Genomic DNA, 22386 nt, shown 5'->3' with positions numbered 1-22386 from the left:
GAAATCATGACTAAAATATGCAAGGATTATTACATAAAGATACGTTTTCTTGCAGATATAAACAAACTTTATAACTTCTAAATAACTATTAATCAGTTGTTTAAATAGTTTTTAATGGCTGACTATTTAGAAGAAAATCCTGTCAATCTATTTTTTACAGCGGGAGACATCGCAAGAGAAGAACGGAATTCAATATTAAATAAGTTACTTTCAATTTTGCCTAAAGACAAAAAATTTCTGGTCAGAAAAATAAGAATCAAGTATAGAAATGGTTTTGCAATAGAAGATTCTTTGGAAAAAATTGAAAAAAAGGAATTTAGATATGAAATTACAGAATAGTGTAAACTAAAATTATTTCCTTTCTCGTTTCGGCTTTTTCGCTTCCTCTGCAGCTTTTATCTTGTCCACCTCAGCTTTTGCAGCATTGAAAAGTCCATTATCAGATTCATAAACAACTTCGGGATAGTTGGGCGAATCTACCAAAATATCTTGCCATTTTTTGATGCGATCTTTGGTATTATAATTAAAATCTGGGAAAAAGCGCTCTTCCTTCGAGATAAAACTCATCGGGTAGACATTATTTTGAGAAGCAATTTTACAAGATAATATTTGCACCGTATTCTCCTCGAACAAAGCTTCTATCGTACCACAAGCTGTAAGTGTAACGCCAATTCTTTCTACTTCTTTCGTTTTTTCATTTTGATCGTCTGCATACGTTATCGCTTGTGCATTTCCAACCACCGTTGCAACTTTTATATTATTGTTTTCGTAGTAGACATTCATCAATTTGCCTTTTACTTGGTGAAATTCGTCTTTAATGTTCAGAGAATCTACTTTGCTTATCGCAAATGCATTATTCACAACTTTCAAAGAATCTATAAATTCTTTTTTGGTATCAAAATAAGCATTGATCAGATCTCCCGTCACTTGTTTTGCGCCACTCCACAAAATAGGTTTCACGTTCAAACGTAGAATGCCATCCGTTTCGTTAAAACTCATAGAATCTGCTCTTGCTTGCGCATTAGATTTATAAAATCTGGCTTTTTTGTACGCTCGCAGATAGCTTTTTTTAGCTAAAAGAGAATCTAATTTTTGAAAAGTAATAATTCTTTCTGCGGAAAAATACATAGAATCTTTTTCTAAAATCCTTACAGCATAAGCATTTCCAGTGATCATTGCAGAATCTATTTTTTCATAAATTTCTCCATAGTCTCCTTTTATGTATCTATTTTCTTTGGGATCTCTTAAAACGACATTTCCTTTTCCTGTACCGAAACCTGTAATTTGGTTGAAATATAATTTATCACCGGTTAAGGTTTTACCATTGTAATAAATTTTTGAATTTTTGTTGAGGTACACCTCCTTAGTTTGCATATTGTAAGTTCCACTTTCTGTGTATACTTTATTTGCAGGGTTTTTCTTGTTGGTAATGGTTGTAGGTCCGGTAAAATTTGCAACTCCCGTATTTTGATTTTGTTTGATGTTGCTGCCATCAATTTTATAATCTGTAGTATTGATGCCCACATCGCCACTTAAATCTATCAATCTTGTATTTGTGAAATAGGTTGCGGTTTTAGAATAAATGGTACTTTCTGCAGTAGTAATTGTTCCGCCTGTATTAAAATAAGCTTGATTGGATATTCTATCATAATACAAAATATCCGTCTTTATGGTTTGTTTCGGATCTTGCAGCACTACATTTTTGCGGGCGATTCCTTTTTGAGTTTCACCATCATATTCCATCTCTTCGGCAGTGATTATAGAACCATCGGGATTTTTCAAAACTACATTTCCGATTGCTTTTATAAATTTTCTATCTTCATAAACGATTACTAAATCTGCATTGATAATAGAACCTTTGTTGTTGAACTGTACATTTCCTTTAAAATATCTATTGCCATCATACAAAAGTGGATCTACACCAAAAAAATCTGAGTGATCGTGTTGTACAATATCTTCGGGATTTTGGGTAGGTTTTGGGTTTTTATTAAAATAAGGATCTTTTGCAGGTGTCTTTTGCCCGAAAGCAGGAATTGAAATACATATAAGAAGCAGGAATAGGAAAATTCTTTTCATTAATCTTTTTTGGTGCCGTAGAAATAAAGTGAGTGCGAATCAATTTTTACGCCAAAAGCTGCTTCTATAGATTCTTTGATTCCTTGTATTCTAGGATCACAAAATTCTATAATTTCTTCTATATCTCTATCGCTCGTGCTATCTTTTTTATATATTACAAGATGATCATGCTGTCTATCAAAATAGGATTTTTCGTAGGAAGAAGAGTTGGAATCTTTTTCCATAAATTGATGCTTTCGGATAAGACCAGCATCCAAAAAGATCTCCAAAGTGTTGTAAATAGTAGCTTTTGAGACATGGTATTTTTTCTGCATCATCAATAGATACAAATCGTCTACATTGAAATGATTTTGTTGATTGTAAATTTCCTCTAAAATGGAATATCTTTCTGGTGTATTTCGGTAGCCTTTTTCTTGAAGGTAAACTTTAAGTACATCTTTTATTTGGGATATGTTGTTTTCTTTCTGAGTAAGATTCATTGAGAATATTTGTACAAATTTATTGAATTAAAATTAAACAATATTATTAATTATAATGCCTAAAATCTACTTGTTTTATTTTTTTGGAGATATATTTATGATCCAAAATTGGTGCCGATTCTACTATTACATTGTGAGATGATACTCCGTAAGATTTGAAATCTGTAGTCCCGAAATTTTTAACAAAATTATAAATATTTAAAATTATTTTTTCTCGCACGGTAAGTAGATATTCATCTATGTAGACGTTATCTATAATTACATATTTTAAATCTGCTGGTATATTGTGATTTCGTAAAGATGGATGAGGACTTCTAGAAGGTATGGTTCCATCTTCAATTAGATCTTCTACAACTTGCTGAAAATAATCGTTAATTCTTCTATCAACTTTAAAACCTAGTAAAAAATTAATTTTAAAAATCGTCCCTGGTGCAATTTCGTCTACGGAATAGGTGAAAGTATAAGGATCTTCTAAATTTATGATATTTAAAATAAAATAATGATCAGCTCGCTTCGGTTGAGCTCTCATGATGGAGTATATAATTTTAGATTCTACTTCGTCGCCCTTTTTTGCCCTGCTGAAAAAAGCCAAATTTGTTGCAAATTTTGGGATAGATTCATCTAATTTCATATCCATAATGGTAGAAACATATTTTTCTAATTTTACAAATTTTACAAATTTTGTTTTTATTAATCTTCCATTGTACCATGCATACATGCAAACTCCAATAAAACCTGCAAGTACTAAAGTAATCCAACCTCCATCTAAAAATTTAATTACATTGGCACTAAAAAAACCTATTTCGATAGATAGATAAAGCGATAGGAAGCATAGTATCAATAATTTATTTATCCGTTTTTTCAAAAGCCAGAATGCAAGCAAAACAGTGGTCATCATCATGGTAATGGTAATGGAAAGTCCATATGCTGCCTCCATCTTTCCAGATTCTTTAAAATGATAAACAATGATTAAACATAAAATTAATAATCCCCAATTAATAATAGGAATATACATCTGCCCTTTTATTCCAGATGGATAATCTATCTTTTGGTATGGCCAAAAATTTAGCGACATTGCTTCAGAAAAAATAGTAAAACTACCTGTAATCAATGCTTGACTAGCGATAATAGCGGCGCCAGTTGCAAGTATAATACCTGGAATTAACATCCATTCTGGCATCACACCAAAAAAAGGATTCACTTTTCCACTATATACAGCATCAAAATTTTCTAAAATCCAGGCGCCTTGTCCTAGATAATTTAAAATCAGCATCACTTTTACAAAAATCCAACTTACACGTATATTTTGTGCACCACAATGACCAAGATCGGAGTAGAGTGCTTCTGCACCAGTTGTACAAAGAAATACAGCTCCTAAAATTATAATTGCACTAGGCGAATGAGCAATAAGTTTGTAAGCATAATATGGGTTGAAAGATTTTAAAATTGCATAATTATCTACTAAATGCGTAATACCTAAACCTCCTAATACCAAAAACCAAACTACCATCACAGGTCCGAATAACTTACCAATAGAATTGGTACCAAATTGTTGTACCGTAAAAATCACAAATAGAATAATACACGTTATCGAAACTACTGGAGTATCTGGATTATAAATTTTCAAACCCTCTATTGCAGAGATTACAGTAAGAGAAGGTGTAATAACTCCATCTGCAATTAATGCTGATGCTCCGATGATAGCGATAAGATAAAGCCAGCGTTTTTTTAAATTTTTTATTAAAGAAAATAGTGCCAATATGCCACCTTCCCCTTTATTATCTGCACGTAGCGATATAATTACGTATTTTACCGTGGTTTGCAAAGTTAGCGTCCAGATGATACAAGACAATGCACCTTCGATGTACTCATCAAATGGCATAGAACTACCTTCTGTTCTGGCATTTACAATAGCCTTCATCACGTACAAAGGAGAGGTACCAATATCGCCAAACACAATACCGAGGGAAACCAATATCCCAAGTGTCGTTAGCTTTTTAGTATCTAGATGAATATTAGAATTTTGTGACATTATAAAAAATATCTGCAAATGTAAATTAAAAATATATTTCAAAAACAAAAAAAAACTCTCAAATTGAGAGTTTTAATTATTAAGATTTTACGTACATTGCTTTCTTAATTTCTTCTTTCACATTTTCCAGTTTTGGAAACCATTCTTCAAATAATGGCGCAGAATATGGAGCTGGAGCATCTGGAGTTGTAATTCTTTTTATTGGTGCATCCAAGTAATCAAAGGCTTTTTGCTGTACCATATAGGTAATTTCTGAGGATACAGAACCAAACGGCCAAGCTTCTTCTAGAATTACCAATCTGTTCGTTTTTTTCACAGATTCCAAAATCATATCAAAATCTAGCGGACGAACGGTACGAAGATCGATCACTTCTACAGAAATTCCTTCTTTTTCCAAATCTTCGGCAGCTTTCAAAGCCAATTTCATTATTTTTCCGAAAGAGACCAAAGTTACGTCTGTCCCTTCTCTTTTTATTTCTGCTTTCCCAATTGGAATGTAATATTCCTCTTCCGGAATTTCCATTTTATCACCATACATTTGCTCAGACTCCATGAAAATCACAGGATCATTGTCTTGTATTGCTGATTTTAAAAGTCCTTTTGCATCATAAGGATTAGAAGGTACGATCACTTTCAAACCTGGGATATTGGCAAACCAACTTTCCAAAGCCTGAGAATGTGTAGCACCCAATTGACCTGCAGACGCAGTCGGACCACGAAAAACGATTGGACAATTCCATTGGCCACCAGTCATTTGTCTTATTTTCGCAGCGTTATTTATTATTTGATCTATCCCAACAATACAAAAATTGAAGGTCATATATTCTACAATCGGGCGGCAACCATTCATTGCGGAACCTACAGCAATTCCTGTAAAACCAAGCTCAGCAATAGGAGTATCAATGACTCTCTTTTCACCAAATTCATCTAGCATTCCTTTGGAAGCTTTGTATGCACCGTTGTATTCTGCAACTTCTTCACCCATTAGATAAACGGTATCATCTTTTCTCATTTCCTCGCTCATTGCATCACAAATGACTTCGCGAAAAGTTTTTTCTGCCATAATAATATTCTATTTAGAGTACAAAAATAATGAAATTTATTTTAGAAAAAAACAAAAAGCAATTCATTTCTGAATTGCTTTCAATTTTTAAATCTTTTATAAGATTTAGTCAGCTTTATACCAAGTTTGAGATCTTCCTATCAACGAGAAACCAACGTATCCGCGTACATTCAATTTATCACCTTCTCTTTTGATGATGCATTTGTATGTTTTTCCAGTTTTAGGATCTGTGATGGTTCCATCCTCAAAATCATTTCCGTCTTTCACTAATCCTCTGATGATTTCTAGACCTAGAATTGGTTTATTTTTTCTGTCATCTTTACAGTTTGTACAAGTTGCACTTGCTGGTTTTATCAATAGCTGTACTACTTTACCATAGTATTTTCCATCTTTTGCTTTGGTAATTTGAACGATGGATTTTGCTTGTCCAGTTTCATCATCTATGGTTTTCCATTTTCCCTCAATTTGAGCGTAAGACAATGTACTAAATAAAACTGCTGCAAAAGCAAATAGTAATTTTTTCATTTTTAATAATTTTTTGTTGGGTTAAATTTACTTAAAAAAAGTTAAAATCAAAATTTTTAACTATTCTTATCATAACATTTGCAAAATGGATACCAAACTTTTAAAAGAGGCATCATTACTCTAAATAATCAATAATTTAATTTAATTTTTTATTAATAATTCTATCCATATAATCTTGATACCAAGCTTTCGCTTTTAGTTTCCCTAATTCGTTTATAGGGTTTTTTGGTTCATTGATTAAATTTTTTTCTAAAGCCAAATCCTCTTTTTTATAAATTCCTGTAAAATTTGCTCCATCAAATAAATAGATAAAATCCCCGATGATGAATTGTTCTATTCCCGTAGAATTTACGATAATATTATCTTCTACTTTACTAGAAACTAAACTGTTTCCCCAACTTCGTATTTTTTTGTTATAGCCCATTAAATCTGCCAAAGTTGGATAAATGTCTATTTGCTGTGTAGGTTTAGAAATCTCCCCAATCAATTTATATTTAGGATTTGGCGAATAAAACAGAATAGGAATTGCAAATCTATTCATCGCTTTTTCATATTCTGGATAAGCAATCTGATTGGGATGATCTGCCACCATCACGAAAATTGTATTGGAGTACCAAGGCATTTTTTTCGCAGTTTCAAAGAATTTTTTTAAAGCAAAATCTGTGTATTGTATCGGTTGATGCATTTCTATTGTTCCTTTTTTAAATTTTCCATTATATTTTTCTGGAATTTTGTAGGGATGATGCGAAGAAACCGAAAAAAGCGTTGCCATAAAGGGACTTTTCTTCTTATTTAAAGTGTTTGCAAAATATTGAAAGAAGGGCTCGTCCCAAATTCCCCAAATTCCATCAAAATCATCGTCATTATTATACTCTGTTTTTCCATAATAATGTTTGAACCCCAATATATTACCAAAACCTTGGAAACCCATAGATCCATTGGGAGCACCATGAAAAAATGATGTATCGTAGCCCATTTCATTAGAAACAGAGACGATAGACTGTATTTTTTGGTTGGCAAATGGCGAGCTCGTAAATGCATCTTTCAAACTTGGAATTCCCGCCAAAATGGAACTCATACCATGGATAGACTGTCTTCCATTAGCAAATGCATCTGTTGCTATCAAACTTTTTGTAGCCAAACTATCAAAGAAAGGTGTGTAGGTTTGGAAATTTTCTATTTTGGTATTTTTATTAAATGCTCCAGAATATTCTTTTCCAAAACTTTCCAATATGAAAATAACCACATTAGGTTTTGGGCTAATGGAATCTCTTTTATAAATTTTGTAGGGTTGAATATTTTTATCAATAAAAGCACTATCCACAAAATGAACTTCTTTAAAATTATTGGTATTTATGGTACGGAAAAATGAGAAAACACTGTTTAGCACTAGATTTCCGTGCAAGGGATTTTCTACATGTCTATTGGCATCTACCAAATTTATAGGACGTGTGGAATGTTGAAAATCACCACGGATTCCACCAACAGTAAGCAAAGTAGCAAGACAAATGAATAATATTGAGGATAGAAAATATTTAATTTTATTTGTAGCCTTACTCGTTTTAATTGTAAATTTTTTGTAGAGAAAAACCCAAGAAATCATCAAAATGATATACCAAATAATTACAAAAGGATGTTCTACAACGGATGCTAAAAAAACTTTGAAAATATTATTTTCATTTTTTGCAACATCAATTGCTGCCATCGTTAGTCTTGTTTGTGAAAATTTATAGTAAATAAAATCACCAAAATTCATAGAATAAGCTATTCCATTTAAAATGAAATACGTGATCATTAAAAATTTTTGATAAACTCTTCCTGTGTTGATCGTTAATGGAATTAAACTTAAAAGAATAAATAGTGCATTAACGTATAAAATCGCTGTAGTATCAAAGGCAGTTCCGTAGTACGCAATATTAAAATATTCTGAAATGGAATCTACTTTGATCAGCTCTTTATTAAAAAAATAAAATAACAATCTTGCAATTTGGTAGAAAAAATAAGCTAAAAAAAGTCGGTAAATAAGAGCAAAAATCTCTTGGAATCTATAATCTTTCATATAACAAGTGAAAACTTTTCACAAATTTACATTAAATTCATATTTAATTAACTGTATGTTCACAATTTAAAATAACGATGGTAATTTTAATAAAATTCTTACTTTTGCACTTATGAATTTTGTCCAAAAAAATCTCGCAAATGCTTTCACTTTAGGGAATTTACTTTCTGGGAGCATCGGTATCATTCACCTAATAAAAGGAAATTATGAAGTTACGGCTGTATGCATTATCATTTCATTAATCTTGGATTTCCTAGATGGATTTGTAGCCAGAGCGATGAAAACGGATTCCAATTTAGGAGCACAATTGGATAGTCTTGCAGATATGCTTACTTTCGGTTTGTTACCGGGAATTACTATGTATAAAGCATTAGAACCATTTGGCTATCAATTTTTAAACTTTACACTACCCTTTGAAATTTCTTATTTTGGGTTGTTTATAGCCCTATTTTCTTGTTTAAGATTGGCTATTTTCAATTTAGACGATGAGCAAACCTATTATTTTAAAGGTTTAAATACTCCATCAAATACCATATTAATTTTTGGATTATATTTCGCATTTATGGAAACTTCTGCATTTCAATTTTTATTCTCAAATGAAAATTTGTTGGTGTTAAGTATCGTCATCAGCTCTTGGCTTCTAATTTCACCCATAAAAATGATTGCTTTTAAATTTAAATCCATGAAATTGCAAGATAATATTCCAAAAATTGTGTTGTTGGTTGGTGCGATAATCATCTTTTTGATATTCAAAAAAATGGGAATTCCACTGATAATAATCTATTACATGTTTATTTCTATCATTTTCCAAAAGCAATTAAAGAATAATTAAAATCAATTTTCAATTTTCACCCCTCAATTATAAATAATGAACCTAAAACTCCACAAACCTCTTTGCGTATTCGATTTAGAAACTACAGGATTGAACATATCTAAAGATAGAATTGTAGAAATCTGCATTTTAAAAGTTTTTCCAGACGGATCTAAAGAAAGTAAAACTTGGCTGGTAAATCCAGAGATGAAGATACCAAAAGAAGCAGCAGAAGTGCATGGTATTTCTGATGAAGATGTTGCCAATTCTCCAAAATTTAAAGAAATTGCGCCAAAAATAATGGAAATGATTGCCGGTGCAGATTTGGGAGGATTCAATTCCAACAGATTTGATGTTCCACTATTAGCTGAAGAGTTGTTGAGAGCAGAATTAGATTTCGATTTAAAAAAACACAAAATGGTAGATGCGCAAACCATTTACCATAAAAAAGAACGCAGAAATCTTTCTGCAGCTTATGAATTTTATTGCGGCAAGACTTTAGAAAACGCCCATTCTGCGGAAGCAGATACTTTGGCTACGTTTGAAATTTTGGATGCGCAAGTTGGAAAATATGAAGACGTACCAGATAATGTGACTGAATTGAGCGAATTTGCAAGCCACAAAAAATTTGCAGATTTGGCAGGGATGATCCATTTTGACGATGATGATATTGAGATTTTTGGTTTCGGAAAATACAAAGGCCAAAAAGTTTTAGATGTTTTCCAGAAAGATGCAGGCTATTATTCTTGGATTCAGAATGCAGATTTTCCTTTTTACACCAAGAAAATTTTCACTCAAATATTCTTAAAAAGCAAATTTTAAAACTGTACACCAGTAAAAAATGTAAATTACAAAAGGAATAAAAGTTTAAAAAAATGACGCGCTTTTTAAAGTTAAAAAAAGAGCACCGCTACTTAATTTGTCTTTATTAAGAAATATTAAAACACTTTCTTTTGTTACTTTTGTGGTTAAAAAACACTTTTAAATTTTTAAATTAAACTATGAAATTTATTTGCATCGGCAGAAATTACGCAGAACATGCTCTAGAATTGGGCAACGAAATTCCAGAAAGTCCAGTAATCTTCATGAAACCAGATACTGCACTTTTCAGAAATGGCAACCAATACTATATTCCAGAATTTACACAAGATTTGCACTACGAAATAGAAATTGTAGTAAAAATAATGAAAAACGGGAAATATATTTTGGAGAGAAATGCTCACAAACACTACGAAGAGATTGCTTTAGGTATCGATTTTACAGCAAGAGATTTACAATCTGACCTCAAGAAAAAAGGACTTCCGTGGGAATTGTCAAAAGCTTTTGATGGATCTGCAGTGGTGAGTGAATTTTTCCCAAAGGAAAATTTCGATTTGAATAATTTGAATTTTTCTCTATTAAAAAATGGGGAAAAAGTACAAGATGGCAATTCATCGCAAATGATGCATTCTGCAGATCAAATTATTGCTTTTGTTTCCCAATACTTCACTTTGAAAAAAGGTGATATCATATTTACTGGAACGCCGAAAGGCGTAGGAAAAGCGGATTCTGAAGATGTACTTACGGCATTTCTGGAAGATAAAGAAGTTTTGAGATTAAAGATGAATTAAGATTTTCACTTCAATCTTTTTTTTAAAACTTATTTTAAAATTTTTCGTAACTTTAATTCAATAAAAAAACCAACCATGAAAAATATTATATTGCCCATAGATTTCGGAGATTCTACAGAAAAACTTCTAAATGCAGCCGTAAAATTCGCAAAAGAAATGGATGGAAATATTTGTTTAATCCATGTTGCACCATCCGATATGGGTTTTGCAATAGGAGATATGGGTTTTCAATATTTTCCAGAAGTAGAGCAAAATGAGATCAGTGGAGAACTATCTCAACTCAATGATCTAGAAAATAAAGTAAAAGGCGAAGGAGTATCTTGCGAACATCTTTTGAAACAAGGTATTGCAAAGGAAGTAATATTAGAATATGCCGAAGATAAAAACGCAGATTATATCGTGATGGGATCCCATGGAAGAAGCGGGATTTACGATGTTTTTGTAGGAAGCTTGACAAAAGAATTGACAAAAAACTCTCCAATTCCCGTTTTGGTAATTCCTTGTCACGAATAATTAAATTAATTTTAAAACACAGAAAAACCCGTTTAGATTAAATTCAAAACGGGTTTTGTTTTTTAAGAACAAAAGAATTTAATCTTCTTTTGTCTTGTAAATTTTTGGATCGTAGTATGGGTGATGACCTTCTGTTGGCGAAAAATATTCTTTGTCTTTATTATTTCCCAATGTAGAAATCAAAACGTAGCACCAGTAGCAGAACATTCCACATGCTGTAAAAAACAAAATCCAATTGATTACATTTCCTGCAATAGGAAAAATTTGGAAGATCCACTTAAAAACGTCACTCAAGAATAGCCAAAAAGATGTCATTATTTTATATTTTAAATTAACTTTGCACAAAGTTAAAAAAAATGTTCAGATTACTTTCAAAAGAAAGCACTATTTTTTCAATTCCTTTGTATATTGGTTTTTTGTTGGTGATGCTCATCTTCTTTAATTTATTCGAGATAAGCGATTTCGCAATCATTTCTACTATTGTTACTTTTGTGGGAGTTGCCTTGGGATATTTTTGTTTCAACGCCATAAAGCTTAATTATTTATATCATTTGCCGTTATTTCTCTATACATTTTTCGTATTTGCGCTTTATCCTGGAAATTTAGATATAGGAATTGCCGTTACGCTGCTTTCCAATTCCTTTATTATTTTAATTTTAACAGACGTGAATGAGGATACCAATAAGAAATCTTACATTCTAATCGGTACATTGCTCGTCATTAATTATATTTTTCTGCCTACAACATGGCCAATGATATTATTCGTTATTTTACACGTTATTTCAACGTCGCAAAGAATTGGTCTGCAACTTTTTCGGGTCATCTTTGGTGCAGCTTTAACTATTTTTTCTTATTTTTCTGTCGTATATTTCCTTGGATACCATTCTTGGAATGAAGCCTATCTTCCGTTTTATTATTTCAATTGGACGGTAGATTTTCAATCTTTATATCCACTTATACCTGTGGTCTTATTGCTTTTGTACGCAGTTTTAGATCATTTTAACAATTACAATAAAAAAAGTCCGGTAAGTAAATATAAATATACTTTCATCCTTATTTTCACGGTGGCGCAACTGCTTACGATTGTATTTTACATGGGATCTCACTATGAATATTTGCTACTTTTGGCTTTACCAATCAGTATTATATTAAGCAGAATGTTAAATTTTTTACCCAAATATTGGATGCGAGAAGTAGGACTTTGGAGCATCATCATTTGCTTATTAATTTTCAAAATCAGTTATTATTTTAAATATTTTTAACCATGGTATTAATAGAAGATAAACTTATCTCTGAAGAAATTTTCTCAGAAGAATTTGTGTGCAACCTAAGTAAATGCAAGGGAGCTTGCTGTGTAGAAGGCGATGTAGGAGCACCACTAGATGAGAATGAAACAAAAATTTTGGACGAAATCTACGATAAAGTAAAACCCTACCTAACAGCAGAAGGTATAGAAAGCATAGAAAAGCAGGGGAAATGGGAAATTGATGCACGAGATGGAGATTACGTGACGCCAATGGTGGAAGGGAAACAATGCTCCTACGTAACCTACGATGCAAAAGGAATCACAAAATGCGGTATAGAAAAAGCGTATGAAGATGGAGTGATAGACTATCAAAAGCCGATATCTTGCCACCTCTACCCTATTCGTGTGAAAGAATACGCTACATTCACAGCTTTTAATTATGATGAATGGCCTATTTGTAGCCCAGCTTGTGCGCTAGGAAAAGAATTGAAAGTTCCTGTTTACAAATTCGTGAAAACGCCATTGATAAGAAAATATGGTGAAGAATTCTATCAAACACTTTCCGATGCCGCAGATGAATGGAAAAAGGAGTTTGGATCAAAATAAAATAATCAGCTTTATTTTAAAATATAAAATTTTGGAATAAAAAATAATACAGTAGTTAAAATAATGACAGTAACGATAATTGGAGTCGGATTGATAGGTGGTTCGATGGCTTTAAAGCTGAAAAATCAGCAATTTGCAAGCAAAATATATGGGGTAGATTTCAATGAACAAAACCTTCACAAAGCATTAGAATTAAAAATAATAGATGAAGCTGTAAATTTGGAATTTGCAATTAAAAATTCAGATTTAATAATTCTCGCAATTCCCGTAGATTCATCTCAGAAATTATTGCCGAAAATTCTTGATTTTTGTACAGAAAATCAAACGGTGATGGATGTTGGTTCTACAAAATTTGAAATTACAAAAGGCATAAAAAACCACATCAACAAATCCCGTTTTGTGGCGTCTCACCCAATGTGGGGAACAGAAAATTCTGGTCCAGGAGCTGCAACTTCAGATGCGTTTGGTGGTAGAGCTGCTGTAATTTGCGAGGCAGAAAATTCTGCTACGGATTCTTTAGAACTTGTAAAAAAAGTCTACGAAAATCTAGAAATGAATCTTCTTTATATGTCTTCCGAAGATCATGATATTCACACCGCTTATATTTCCCATATATCCCATATTACTTCTTATGCATTGGCAAATACAGTATTAGAAAAGGAAAAGGAAGAAGATACCATATTTCAATTAGCGAGCTCTGGTTTTAGTAGCACCGTACGTTTGGCAAAATCTCATCCAGAAATGTGGGTTCCTATATTTAAGCAAAACAAAGAAAATGTGTTGGATGTTTTGAATGAGCATATCTCACAACTTCGCAAATTTAAATCTGCACTAGAGAAAGACAATTTCGAATATTTGGAAGAATTGATCAGCAATGCAAACAAAATAAGAGGAATTTTGAAGTAGAAATTATCAACCGCAAGAAATATTAAACAAAAAAAATCCGCAAAAAATAAATTTTGCGGATTTAATATTTTAAAATAAATTAATAAAACTTAAGCATTTTCTGCTGCTACAGCTTCATTTTTTTCATTTTCTGCTTTGATGATTTCTAAAAATTCATCGTGAGAAATAACTACTTCTTCTTTGGTAGCTTTTTCTAAAATCACGTCTTTTAGTTTATTCATCGCAACTTCTTGAGAAATTTGCTTCACTTGATCTTCACTTTTCAACATTTCGGCAGCATATTTTTGTACTTCTTCATCTGCAATATGATGCAAACCATACATTGCCATTTGATTGCGTATTGCTTGTTCTGCTTGTGAAAGAATATCTGCATAATCGATTTTTACATCGTTATCATTCATCAATTTACCTTCAATAATCTGAAATTTTAATTGATTTTTTTCTGCTTGAAAAACTTCTTTTGCTTGATCTTCAGTTTTAATGTTTTCATTATTAAACATCAACCATTTGATTAAGAAAGCATCTGGAAGTTGAATTTCTTCTTTCTCATTAAGTTCAGCTAAAACTTGATTTACAAAATGAACATCTGCATTTTGCTGAAAATATTCATCCAATTCAGTTTTTACTTTCGTTTTCAGTTCTTCTTCAGTTTTTATTTCGTCTTTACCATAAACTTTATCAAAAAGATCTTGATCTAATGCATGGTTTTTCGTTCCGTAGAAATCCTTCACAGTCAATTCTACTTCATCATGATGCAATTGCTCTAGCTCTGGCTTAGAAAAACTAAATGCCTTTGCCAAATCTTCATTCGCAAGAAGATCTGCTTTGCTTACACGTAGAGTTTCATCCATTTTCATAGATTTCAACATCTTGAATGCATCTTTATGTTCCGCGTTTATGGTTACATTTTTCGGCTGATGAATGTGCTCACCTTCTGCTTCTGCTTCTACAACTTGTTTGATTTCTACATTGATGTGAGAATCTTTACCAATTTTATCTTGTGGAATTTGCTCAGCAAAACGCTTTTGCATATTTTCTATAGATTGAGAAACTTCTTTGTCAGATGCTTCAACTTTGTAGAATTTTGCTTTATATTTAGCTAAATCTATGGTGAATTCAGGTTCAAAACCAACTTCAAAACCAACAGAAAGTTGTTCTTTTTTATAATCGAAATCGTCTACAGGAATAGGAACTGGCTGCCCTACCAAACGCAATTTATTTTCGTTAATGAATCCGTTTAAAGATTCGCTCACCAATTTATTAATTTCTTCATAAGCAATTGGCGCTTCATATTGCTTTTTCACCATGCTCATTGGCACTTTTCCCTTTCTAAAACCAGGGATATTTGCAGATTTTGCATAATTGTGAAGTTGCTTTTCTACTTTCGTTTTATAATCTGCATTATCGATAGTTACAGTAAGTAGTGCACTTACATCATCGTGATTTTGTTTAGTAACGTTCATTTTCTATAAAATTTTAGGTTGCAAAAATAGCAATTTTTTTTCGAATAGCGATTTGCTTTACGCTAAAGAAATGTTAATGTTATTTTTTGTTATATTTAAATTAATTTTCCATTTCTAGGGCTATATCTTCCCACAGTTGAAGTTCTTTTGCGAGATCTTCTTTTAGCAATTCATAATCTTCTAATTCCTTTGCCGAAGGATTTTTTTGAGTAAATTCTCTCTCCAATTTTTTGATGGTTTTCTCGAAATCAGCAATTTTCTCCTCCGTTTTTTGAAGTTTATTTTTTAAAACTTTTTGCTCTTTAGATTCAAAAGCTGGTTCTTTCTCTACAATTGGTTTGCTTGCTTCCAATTCTCTTTCAGCTTTAGACTCTTGAAGTTTAGATCTTTCTGCAGAAATTTCTCGGATAGATTCTTTTTGGCGGTAGGTTAAATATTCATTAATATCTCCTAAAAATTCTTTCATAGATCCATCTCTAAATTCGAAAATCTTATCTGCAACTCCTTGCAGAAATTCTCTATCGTGAGAAATAACAATCAAAGTTCCTTCATATTTATTCAAAGCCATTTTGATGATTTCCTTAGATTGAATATCCAAGTGATTGGTTGGCTCATCCATAATCAAAACATTGAATGGACGCAGTAATAATTTACACAAAGCCAAACGGTTTCTTTCTCCACCAGAAAGTACTTTTGTTTTCTTCGTTACATCATCCCCTTGAAAAAGGAAACTTCCCAGCAAATCTCGAACTCTTGGTCTTGTTTCTTCGGTTGCAGCATCTTCTGCTTCTTCCAAAACGGTTTTATTTGGCGTCAAAACTTCTTCTTGGTTTTGTGCAAAATAGCCGATATTTACGTTATGTCCCAAATTCCATTCTCCAGAATAATCATTGATTTCTCCTGATAAAATTTTTGCAAGAGTAGTTTTTCCTTGACCATTTTGACCAAGAAGTGCAATTTTTTCACCTCTTTCTACGAAGAAATCTACCCCATCAAAAACTTGTTTCTTTCCATAAGCTTTTCCTAAATTTTTGGCTTCAAAAACTATTTTTCCGGGAACTACAGATTGTACGAAACGAATATTGAATTTAGAAACATCATCTGTATCTACTTCAATACGATCTAATTTATCTAATTTTTTTATTAAAGATTGCGCAAATGAAGATTTGGTTGCAGAAGCACGAAAACGGTTGATATTATCTTCCATCTGCTTTATTTCTACATCCTGATTTTTCTTCGCTTGAATTTGCTTCTCTTTCCGCTCAATACTTAATTCTAAATATTTGGTATAGTTGGCTTTATAGTCGTCAATTTTTTTATTATTAATATCAAAAGTTCTATTGCAAACTGCCGTCATAAACTGCTTATCGTGGCTTACAAGAACAATTGCTCCATTATATTCTTTCAAAAAAGATTCTAGCCAAATGATAGATTCCATATCCAAATGGTTGGTTGGCTCATCCAGAAGCATCAAATCATTTTTTTGAAGTAGAAGTTTTGCTAATTCTATTCTCATTCTCCAACCACCAGAAAATTCGTCGGTAATTTTATGAAAATCATTTGCTTTAAAACCAAGACCAAACAACACTTTTTCTACATCACCTTCCAAATTATAAGCGTCATGATGCATCAGAAGATCATTCAGATCCGTCATTTTTTGGATGAGTTGATCATAAGAATCACTTTCATAGTCGGTTCTTGTCGTCAACTGAATATTCACTTCATCCAATTCATTTTTCAGCTCATTCACTTTTTCAAAAGCTTGCATGGTCTCATTCCACACCGTTCTTCCTTTCACAAAATCTAAATCTTGTTTCAAAAAACCGATGGTAATATTTCCTTCCGGAACGATGGTTCCTTCGTAGAAATTAATTTCTCCGGTGAACATTTTTAATATGGTAGATTTTCCAGCTCCATTTTTACCAACCAAACCTATTTTATCATCTTTTTTGATGGTGAAATTGACGTTTGAAAATAAATAATTTCCTGAATGATGAAGACCTAAACTTTGAACTGAAAGCACGATTTTATATTTTTAAAATGAATGATTTTAACAATTTGCAAAAGTACACATTATTTGAAAGATGAGAAAATGGATATCTGTGATTTTTAAACTGTTTTTTTTGTACAGAAATTTTGTAGTAATTTTATAACTTAAATTTAACACTGCAAAATTTAAAAACAATTGCACTTTGAAATATCTACTATTCATCTTTTGTATATTTATAAATATGAACTCACAAACAATATTTGATTTTAATGCTGATGCTAAACTTAGCAATTGGCAAGTTGTAGACGATGTGGTAATGGGCGGAAAATCTTTGGGTACTTTTGGTTTAAATGCCGAAGGTCACGGAATTTTCAAAGGTCTGGTTTCCTTGGAAAATAATGGTGGATTCTCTTCTGTGAAGTATAATTTTGATAAAATATTTGTAAAAAATAACGCCAAAATATCTTTGAAAGTGAAAGGCGACGGGAAAGACTATCAATTTAGAATTAAAGCCAAATCTGTAGAATCTTATTCTTACATCCACACATTTTCTACCGATGGAAGTTGGCAAACGATTGAAATTCCACTGAATGTATTCTATCCCTCGTTTAGAGGTAGAAAACTAGATATTCCCAATTTTTCCGAAAATTCTATGGAAGAAATTGCTTTTTTAATTGCTAATAGCAAACAAGAAAAATTTGAGCTAGTAATAGATAAAATTGAATTAATATAAATTCTTACATTGCAGATCACAAAAAATTAATTTAAACAAATGAAAAATCTATATTTAATTTTCCTGCTTTTACTTTCTACGATGGTTTTTGCGCAAAAAAAGACAGGCAAAAAACTTCCTCCTCCACCACCACCAGAACCACCAGCTGTGATAGAATATTCCGAAGAATACAAGACACTTTTACAAGAAGATTCTAATAAATGTTTCGTTTTAAAAGAGGAAGAAAAAAAAGAGTCCCTTATTCATTACACAGAAACCTTGATAGAATCTGGATGGCCATCCAAAAATGCAAGAATCATAAAAACAACATCTACAGCAGATCCCGTGAAAGTGGAAGAGGCTGAGAAAAAAGGATATCTGATAATGAATACGCAAACTATGCAATTTATAGAAGGTGTTTCCACATTAGAAAAAAATATTCTCACCTTCACTCCAGAAAAAAAAGATAGATTTTCTACGGAAGTTTTCAAGATTTTCTATAAACCTAAATCAAAAAAAGTGAACTATTTGGAAAATGCTAAACATCAAAAATTTATTGAGGGGAAATGTTTAGAACCCACAGTTTCTATGTGATAATCATAAAAAGATATAATATTGTTTGTATTTTTGCAGAAATAAAATCAAATGAACTAAATTATTTGATAAAAAATCTGCTAAAATGTTTGTTGAAATTTTGATGTGTACTTATAATGGGGAAGATTTTCTAGAACAGCAAATACAATCTATTTTAGCACAAACTTATAAGAATTTCAAACTCATAATAGTAGATGATATTTCCCAAGATAGAACAGTAGAAATCATTAAAAAAATGATGAAAACTGATGCTAGAATAGAATTTCATCAGAATGAAAAAAATTTAGGCTACTTCAATAATTTCCTTTCTGGACTAGACTTCGTGACTTCAGAGTATCTATTTTTTGCAGATCAAGATGATGTTTGGCTGAAAAATAAAATAGAAATTCAGTTGAAAGATTTAATGCAAGAAAAGGAAAACGTATTTATGAATTTCACAAATTCCTTTCTTTTGTATGGTGAGCTCAACATTAATTCTAAACATGCAACCAAAAGAAACCCAGATAATATTAAAAAATATTACAATTCGCCAATAGAACTGGCCTTAAAAAACATCGTTGCGGGACATACAATTTTAATAAAAACCCATCAAATTCCTAGAATCAAAGATAGAATGTCTAAAATTGTAGACAAAAAAAATCTCTATTTTGATTATGTTCTCACGCTTCTATTGTTAGATAAAGGAAGAATAAAATACTTGGATCAATCTTTGGTTTATTTTCGCCAACATCCAAAGAGTACTTCCACCATAATGAGGATGAACTACTATAAATACGTTTCTTCCAACGCTTTTGCATTTTCCCAAATAAGCGAATCGTCTAAAAATGTACAATATTTTTCTGCCTTGGATAACACATTTTTAAAAAAATCTAATTTCCCGACCTATTCCAAACTTTTGTATCAAAATCTTCTGAATTTTAAATTAATTTCCAACAATTACGATTTCTTTACCAACAAAGTAAAATTTTCTAATTTTAAAAAAATCCGCAGAACTTTTCGATTGTCCTATCGTTTTTCTAAACAGAAATAATAGGTGAGCAAAAGAATAAATATTCATTCCATAAATTTGTAATTCAGTTTCATTTAATTATCACATACAAAAATTTCAAACAGAAGAAGATTTCAAAAGAGACTCAACATCATTATTTCAAAGGATCCAAATTACACCAGATATTATAAAACAAGCTATTCTACATGCTATAAATAAAGGTTGGACCCCCAAATGAAAAAGGGAATGAATTTAGAATAAATTGTATTGATGAAAATCTGCAACTTACTTTAAAACCTATAATTAAACTGTGAAATCGCAGATCCTAAATCTTCGTCAGTTTCGCAAATTTTAAGATTAAATTTTTCTCGCCTTCATATTGGAAAATCACTTTTGCTTTGACGTTTGCAGGATCGCTTCCATCTAGAAATTCTACTTTCCCCACGCCAAAACGATCATGACGAACGCTGTCTCCCACTTCAATATCTTCCGAAGATTGTCCACTTGGATTGATGATTTTTGCGGTGCTCAGTGGTTTTAAATTTTTTGCAACCAATGTGCTGGCTTCTTTTTGCAAGGTTTTTTTGGCTTCTTTCTTTTTCAAGAAAGGTGAAGAAAAACTTTCGTCTCCAAAAATATTGGATTGCAAGCCAGAATGATTGATCAATCTGCTTTCTACTGCTGGATTTATCAATTCTAAAAATTTACCATCTACTTCGCTCAAAAAACGAGAAGGTTCGCAATCTTTAATTTTCCCCCATTGAAATCTTGAAACTGCGTAGGTGAAAAAAGCACTTTTTTCTGCTCTCGTTAATGCTACATAAAATAATCTTCGCTCTTCCTCAAGTTCTTCTCGTGTGCTAGAGCTCATAAAACTTGGGAAAAGATCTTCTTCCAAACCTACCAAATGCACCACCGGAAATTCCAAACCTTTGGAAAGGTGTATCGTCATTAATGATACTTTTTCCGCATCATCATCGTCTTTTTTATTTTGTGTATCTGCAGAAAGCGCGATATTTTCTAGGAAATTAGACAAACTTGGGTCGCCATCTTCCACTTGCTGCTGCTCTTCTATGAAACCCTGCATGGAATTCATCAATTCGTGCACGTTTTCTAAACGGGAAATTCCTTCGGGAGTTTGATCGTCTTTTAGGTTTTTTATCAAGCCAGAACGCTTGCCAATTTCCATGGTTACATGGTAGACATCTTCAGTTTTCAATAAAACCTGCCCGGCTTTTATCATGCTCCAAAAATCTGATAGTTTGGTGATGATGCCATTATTCAAGCCTAATCTTGGCGCATAATAGCCCAGATCATTCAAAATTTTTGAAATGGGCAAACCTTGAGAATCTGCAAAAACAATCAATTTATTTTGTGTGGTATTTCCAATGCCACGAACGGGATAGTTGATGACGCGCATCATGGCTTCGGCATCGTTTTCATTGACCAATAATCGCAAATAAGCTATCAAATCCTTTACCTCTTTCCTTTGATAAAAGCTCAAACCACCATAAACTCGGTACGGAATGTTTTTCCTACGCAATGCATCTTCAAAAGCTCTGGTTTGAGAATTGGTGCGGTATAAAATTGCAAAATCGCTAAATTTTTTCTGTTTGAAATTGTGCATTTCCCAAATGTTTCCTGCCACAAAATTGGCTTCGTCTGCATCAGAAAGTGCGCGGTAGATTTTTATTTTATCACCTTCTTCATTTTCACTAAATACATTCTTTTTGAATTGTTGAAGATTTTTTGCAATAACTGCATTGGCAGCATTTACGATGTTTTGCGTAGAGCGATAATTTTGTTCCAAAGAAACCGTGACAGCATCTGGATAATCTTTCTTAAAATTTAAAATATTATAAATATTTGCACCACGAAAAGAATAAATCGATTGTGCATCGTCTCCTACCACACAAATATTTTCAAATTTTGAAGCCAAAGCTTTCACAATTAAATATTGAGAATGATTGGTATCTTGGTACTCATCTACTAATATATATCTAAATCTATCTTGGTATTTTGCCAAAGTTACGGGAAACCTTGTAAGCAATTCGTTGGTTCTTAAGAGTAAATCGTCAAAATCCATGGCTCCATTTCTGTAGCATGCTTCTACATATTTTTGGTAGATATCGCCCATTTTCCGCATATTTGCTTTTTCATCTGCTTCAATCAAATCTAGATTGTTGTAGTAGGCTTTTACGGTAATTAAATTATTCTTGTACTGCGAAATTCTATTTTGAACTTTCTTTGGCTTATATAGATCTGAATCCAAAGCCAAATCTTTGATGGCTTTTTTGAGTACATTTAAAGAATCTTGCTGATCATAGATCGTAAAATTGGAAGGAAAACCTAATTGATGCCCTTCACTACGCAAAATTCTAGCAAACACGGAGTGAAAAGTTCCCATCCAGAGTGCTTTTGCTTCGCTATTACCTACCACTTTTGCAATTCTAATTTTCATTTCCTTTGCAGCTTTGTTGGTAAAAGTAAGCGCAAGAATATTGAACGGGTCTATTCCGTTGGTTATCAGATGCGCTACACGCATGGTAAGAACGCGGGTTTTCCCAGAACCTGCACCTGCAAGTACCATCAATGGTCCATTGATAGTGGTTACAGCTTCATGTTGTGGTTCGTTCAATCCTTCTAAATAGTTCATTTTTACAGCAAATTTTTGAAGTCCAAATTTACCATTTTAAAAAGGATAATTCAAATT

21 protein-coding genes are annotated in these 22386 nt (G+C 32.1%); 11 read left to right on the top strand and 10 right to left on the bottom strand.

Annotated elements, in window-relative coordinates:
• Nucleotides 1-114 precede the first annotated feature (114 nt).
• Nucleotides 115-339 carry a hypothetical protein gene (locus HNQ03_RS02400; protein ID WP_173778052.1) on the top strand — a complete coding sequence of 75 codons (225 nt, stop codon included), beginning with the start codon at nucleotides 115-117 and terminating at the stop codon, nucleotides 337-339.
• Between the two features lie 12 nt (nucleotides 340-351).
• On the opposite strand, the gene HNQ03_RS02395 is transcribed toward HNQ03_RS02400, so the two are convergent.
• From HNQ03_RS02395 to HNQ03_RS02370, 6 genes are all read right to left on the bottom strand, one after another.
• Nucleotides 352-2076 (bottom strand): OstA-like protein, encoded by a 1725-nt coding sequence (locus HNQ03_RS02395; protein ID WP_173778051.1) that lies wholly within the window; start codon nucleotides 2074-2076, stop codon nucleotides 352-354.
• Entirely contained in the window at nucleotides 2076-2555 is a 480-nt protein-coding gene (locus HNQ03_RS02390; protein WP_173778050.1) for a Fur family transcriptional regulator, read from the bottom strand. Before HNQ03_RS02390 ends, HNQ03_RS02395 begins: the two co-directional genes overlap by 1 nt.
• A 46-nt stretch (nucleotides 2556-2601) precedes the next feature.
• Complete coding sequence (locus HNQ03_RS02385) at nucleotides 2602-4587, bottom strand: KUP/HAK/KT family potassium transporter (RefSeq protein WP_173778049.1); 1986 nt, start codon at nucleotides 4585-4587, stop codon at nucleotides 2602-2604.
• A 79-nt stretch (nucleotides 4588-4666) separates the two neighbouring features.
• Nucleotides 4667-5650, bottom strand: coding sequence for a pyruvate dehydrogenase complex E1 component subunit beta (locus tag HNQ03_RS02380; RefSeq protein WP_173778048.1), 984 nt, complete (start codon nucleotides 5648-5650; stop codon nucleotides 4667-4669).
• A 105-nt stretch (nucleotides 5651-5755) separates the two neighbouring features.
• Entirely contained in the window at nucleotides 5756-6175 is a 420-nt protein-coding gene (locus tag HNQ03_RS02375) for a DUF2147 domain-containing protein (RefSeq protein WP_173778047.1), read from the bottom strand.
• A gap of 136 nt (nucleotides 6176-6311) precedes the next feature.
• Nucleotides 6312-8234 carry an LTA synthase family protein gene (locus tag HNQ03_RS02370; RefSeq protein ID WP_173778046.1) on the bottom strand — a complete coding sequence of 641 codons (1923 nt, stop codon included), beginning with the start codon at nucleotides 8232-8234 and terminating at the stop codon, nucleotides 6312-6314.
• A gap of 112 nt (nucleotides 8235-8346) precedes the next feature.
• Here HNQ03_RS02370 and HNQ03_RS02365 point away from each other — a divergent pair, with 112 nt between their 5' ends.
• The 4 genes from HNQ03_RS02365 (at nucleotide 8347) to HNQ03_RS02350 (ending at nucleotide 11168) form a co-directional block, all read left to right on the top strand.
• Complete coding sequence (locus HNQ03_RS02365) at nucleotides 8347-9066, top strand: CDP-alcohol phosphatidyltransferase family protein (protein WP_173778045.1); 720 nt, start codon at nucleotides 8347-8349, stop codon at nucleotides 9064-9066.
• 36 nt (nucleotides 9067-9102) lie between these two features.
• Nucleotides 9103-9867 (top strand): 3'-5' exonuclease, encoded by a 765-nt coding sequence (locus tag HNQ03_RS02360; RefSeq protein WP_173778044.1) that lies wholly within the window; start codon nucleotides 9103-9105, stop codon nucleotides 9865-9867.
• A gap of 179 nt (nucleotides 9868-10046) precedes the next feature.
• On the top strand, nucleotides 10047-10655 hold the full coding sequence (locus tag HNQ03_RS02355) for a fumarylacetoacetate hydrolase family protein (RefSeq protein ID WP_173778043.1): 609 nt from the start codon (nucleotides 10047-10049) through the stop codon (nucleotides 10653-10655).
• A 75-nt stretch (nucleotides 10656-10730) separates the two neighbouring features.
• Entirely contained in the window at nucleotides 10731-11168 is a 438-nt protein-coding gene (locus HNQ03_RS02350) for a universal stress protein (protein ID WP_173778042.1), read from the top strand.
• A gap of 78 nt (nucleotides 11169-11246) precedes the next feature.
• Here HNQ03_RS02350 and HNQ03_RS02345 read toward each other — a convergent pair whose 3' ends face one another.
• Nucleotides 11247-11483, bottom strand: coding sequence for a hypothetical protein (locus HNQ03_RS02345; protein ID WP_173778041.1), 237 nt, complete (start codon nucleotides 11481-11483; stop codon nucleotides 11247-11249).
• Nucleotides 11484-11524: 41 nt separating this feature from the next.
• Here HNQ03_RS02345 and HNQ03_RS02340 point away from each other — a divergent pair, with 41 nt between their 5' ends.
• The 3 genes from HNQ03_RS02340 (at nucleotide 11525) to HNQ03_RS02330 (ending at nucleotide 13926) form a co-directional block, all read left to right on the top strand.
• On the top strand, nucleotides 11525-12430 hold the full coding sequence (locus tag HNQ03_RS02340) for a DUF6427 family protein (RefSeq protein WP_173778040.1): 906 nt from the start codon (nucleotides 11525-11527) through the stop codon (nucleotides 12428-12430).
• Nucleotides 12431-12432: 2 nt separating this feature from the next.
• Nucleotides 12433-13020 (top strand): DUF3109 family protein, encoded by a 588-nt coding sequence (locus HNQ03_RS02335; protein WP_173778039.1) that lies wholly within the window; start codon nucleotides 12433-12435, stop codon nucleotides 13018-13020.
• 63 nt (nucleotides 13021-13083) lie between these two features.
• A complete protein-coding gene (locus tag HNQ03_RS02330) occupies nucleotides 13084-13926 on the top strand; it encodes a prephenate dehydrogenase (protein ID WP_173778038.1) in 843 nt (280 codons plus the stop codon).
• 89 nt (nucleotides 13927-14015) lie between these two features.
• On the opposite strand, the gene HNQ03_RS02325 is transcribed toward HNQ03_RS02330, so the two are convergent.
• Together HNQ03_RS02325 and HNQ03_RS02320 are read right to left on the bottom strand one after the other, a co-directional pair.
• On the bottom strand, nucleotides 14016-15389 hold the full coding sequence (locus tag HNQ03_RS02325) for a trigger factor (protein ID WP_173778037.1): 1374 nt from the start codon (nucleotides 15387-15389) through the stop codon (nucleotides 14016-14018).
• A 100-nt stretch (nucleotides 15390-15489) separates the two neighbouring features.
• A complete protein-coding gene (locus tag HNQ03_RS02320; RefSeq protein ID WP_173778036.1) occupies nucleotides 15490-17412 on the bottom strand; it encodes an ABC-F family ATP-binding cassette domain-containing protein in 1923 nt (640 codons plus the stop codon).
• A gap of 208 nt (nucleotides 17413-17620) precedes the next feature.
• On the opposite strand from HNQ03_RS02320, the gene HNQ03_RS02315 reads away from it, so the two are divergent.
• The 3 genes from HNQ03_RS02315 to HNQ03_RS02305 all read left to right on the top strand — a co-directional run bounded on the left by HNQ03_RS02315 (nucleotide 17621) and on the right by HNQ03_RS02305 (nucleotide 19715).
• A complete protein-coding gene (locus HNQ03_RS02315; protein WP_173778035.1) occupies nucleotides 17621-18112 on the top strand; it encodes a CIA30 family protein in 492 nt (163 codons plus the stop codon).
• Nucleotides 18113-18151: 39 nt separating this feature from the next.
• The gene (locus HNQ03_RS02310) at nucleotides 18152-18685 is read left to right on the top strand and encodes a hypothetical protein (protein WP_173778034.1); all 534 of its coding nucleotides are present in this window, start codon (nucleotides 18152-18154) and stop codon (nucleotides 18683-18685) included.
• 85 nt (nucleotides 18686-18770) lie between these two features.
• A complete protein-coding gene (locus HNQ03_RS02305) occupies nucleotides 18771-19715 on the top strand; it encodes a glycosyltransferase (protein WP_173778033.1) in 945 nt (314 codons plus the stop codon).
• Between the two features lie 283 nt (nucleotides 19716-19998).
• Here the strand turns inward: HNQ03_RS02305 and HNQ03_RS02300 are convergent, their stop codons facing one another.
• On the bottom strand, nucleotides 19999-22329 hold the full coding sequence (locus HNQ03_RS02300; protein ID WP_173778032.1) for an ATP-dependent helicase: 2331 nt from the start codon (nucleotides 22327-22329) through the stop codon (nucleotides 19999-20001).
• Between the last annotated feature and the right edge of the window lie 57 nt (nucleotides 22330-22386).

Source organism: Frigoriflavimonas asaccharolytica, from assembly GCF_013294015.1.
Lineage (GTDB): Bacteria > Bacteroidota > Bacteroidia > Flavobacteriales > Weeksellaceae > Frigoriflavimonas > Frigoriflavimonas asaccharolytica.
The sequence above is the reverse complement of the archived record's forward strand: the minus strand, read 5'-3'. Positions and strand labels throughout refer to the sequence as shown.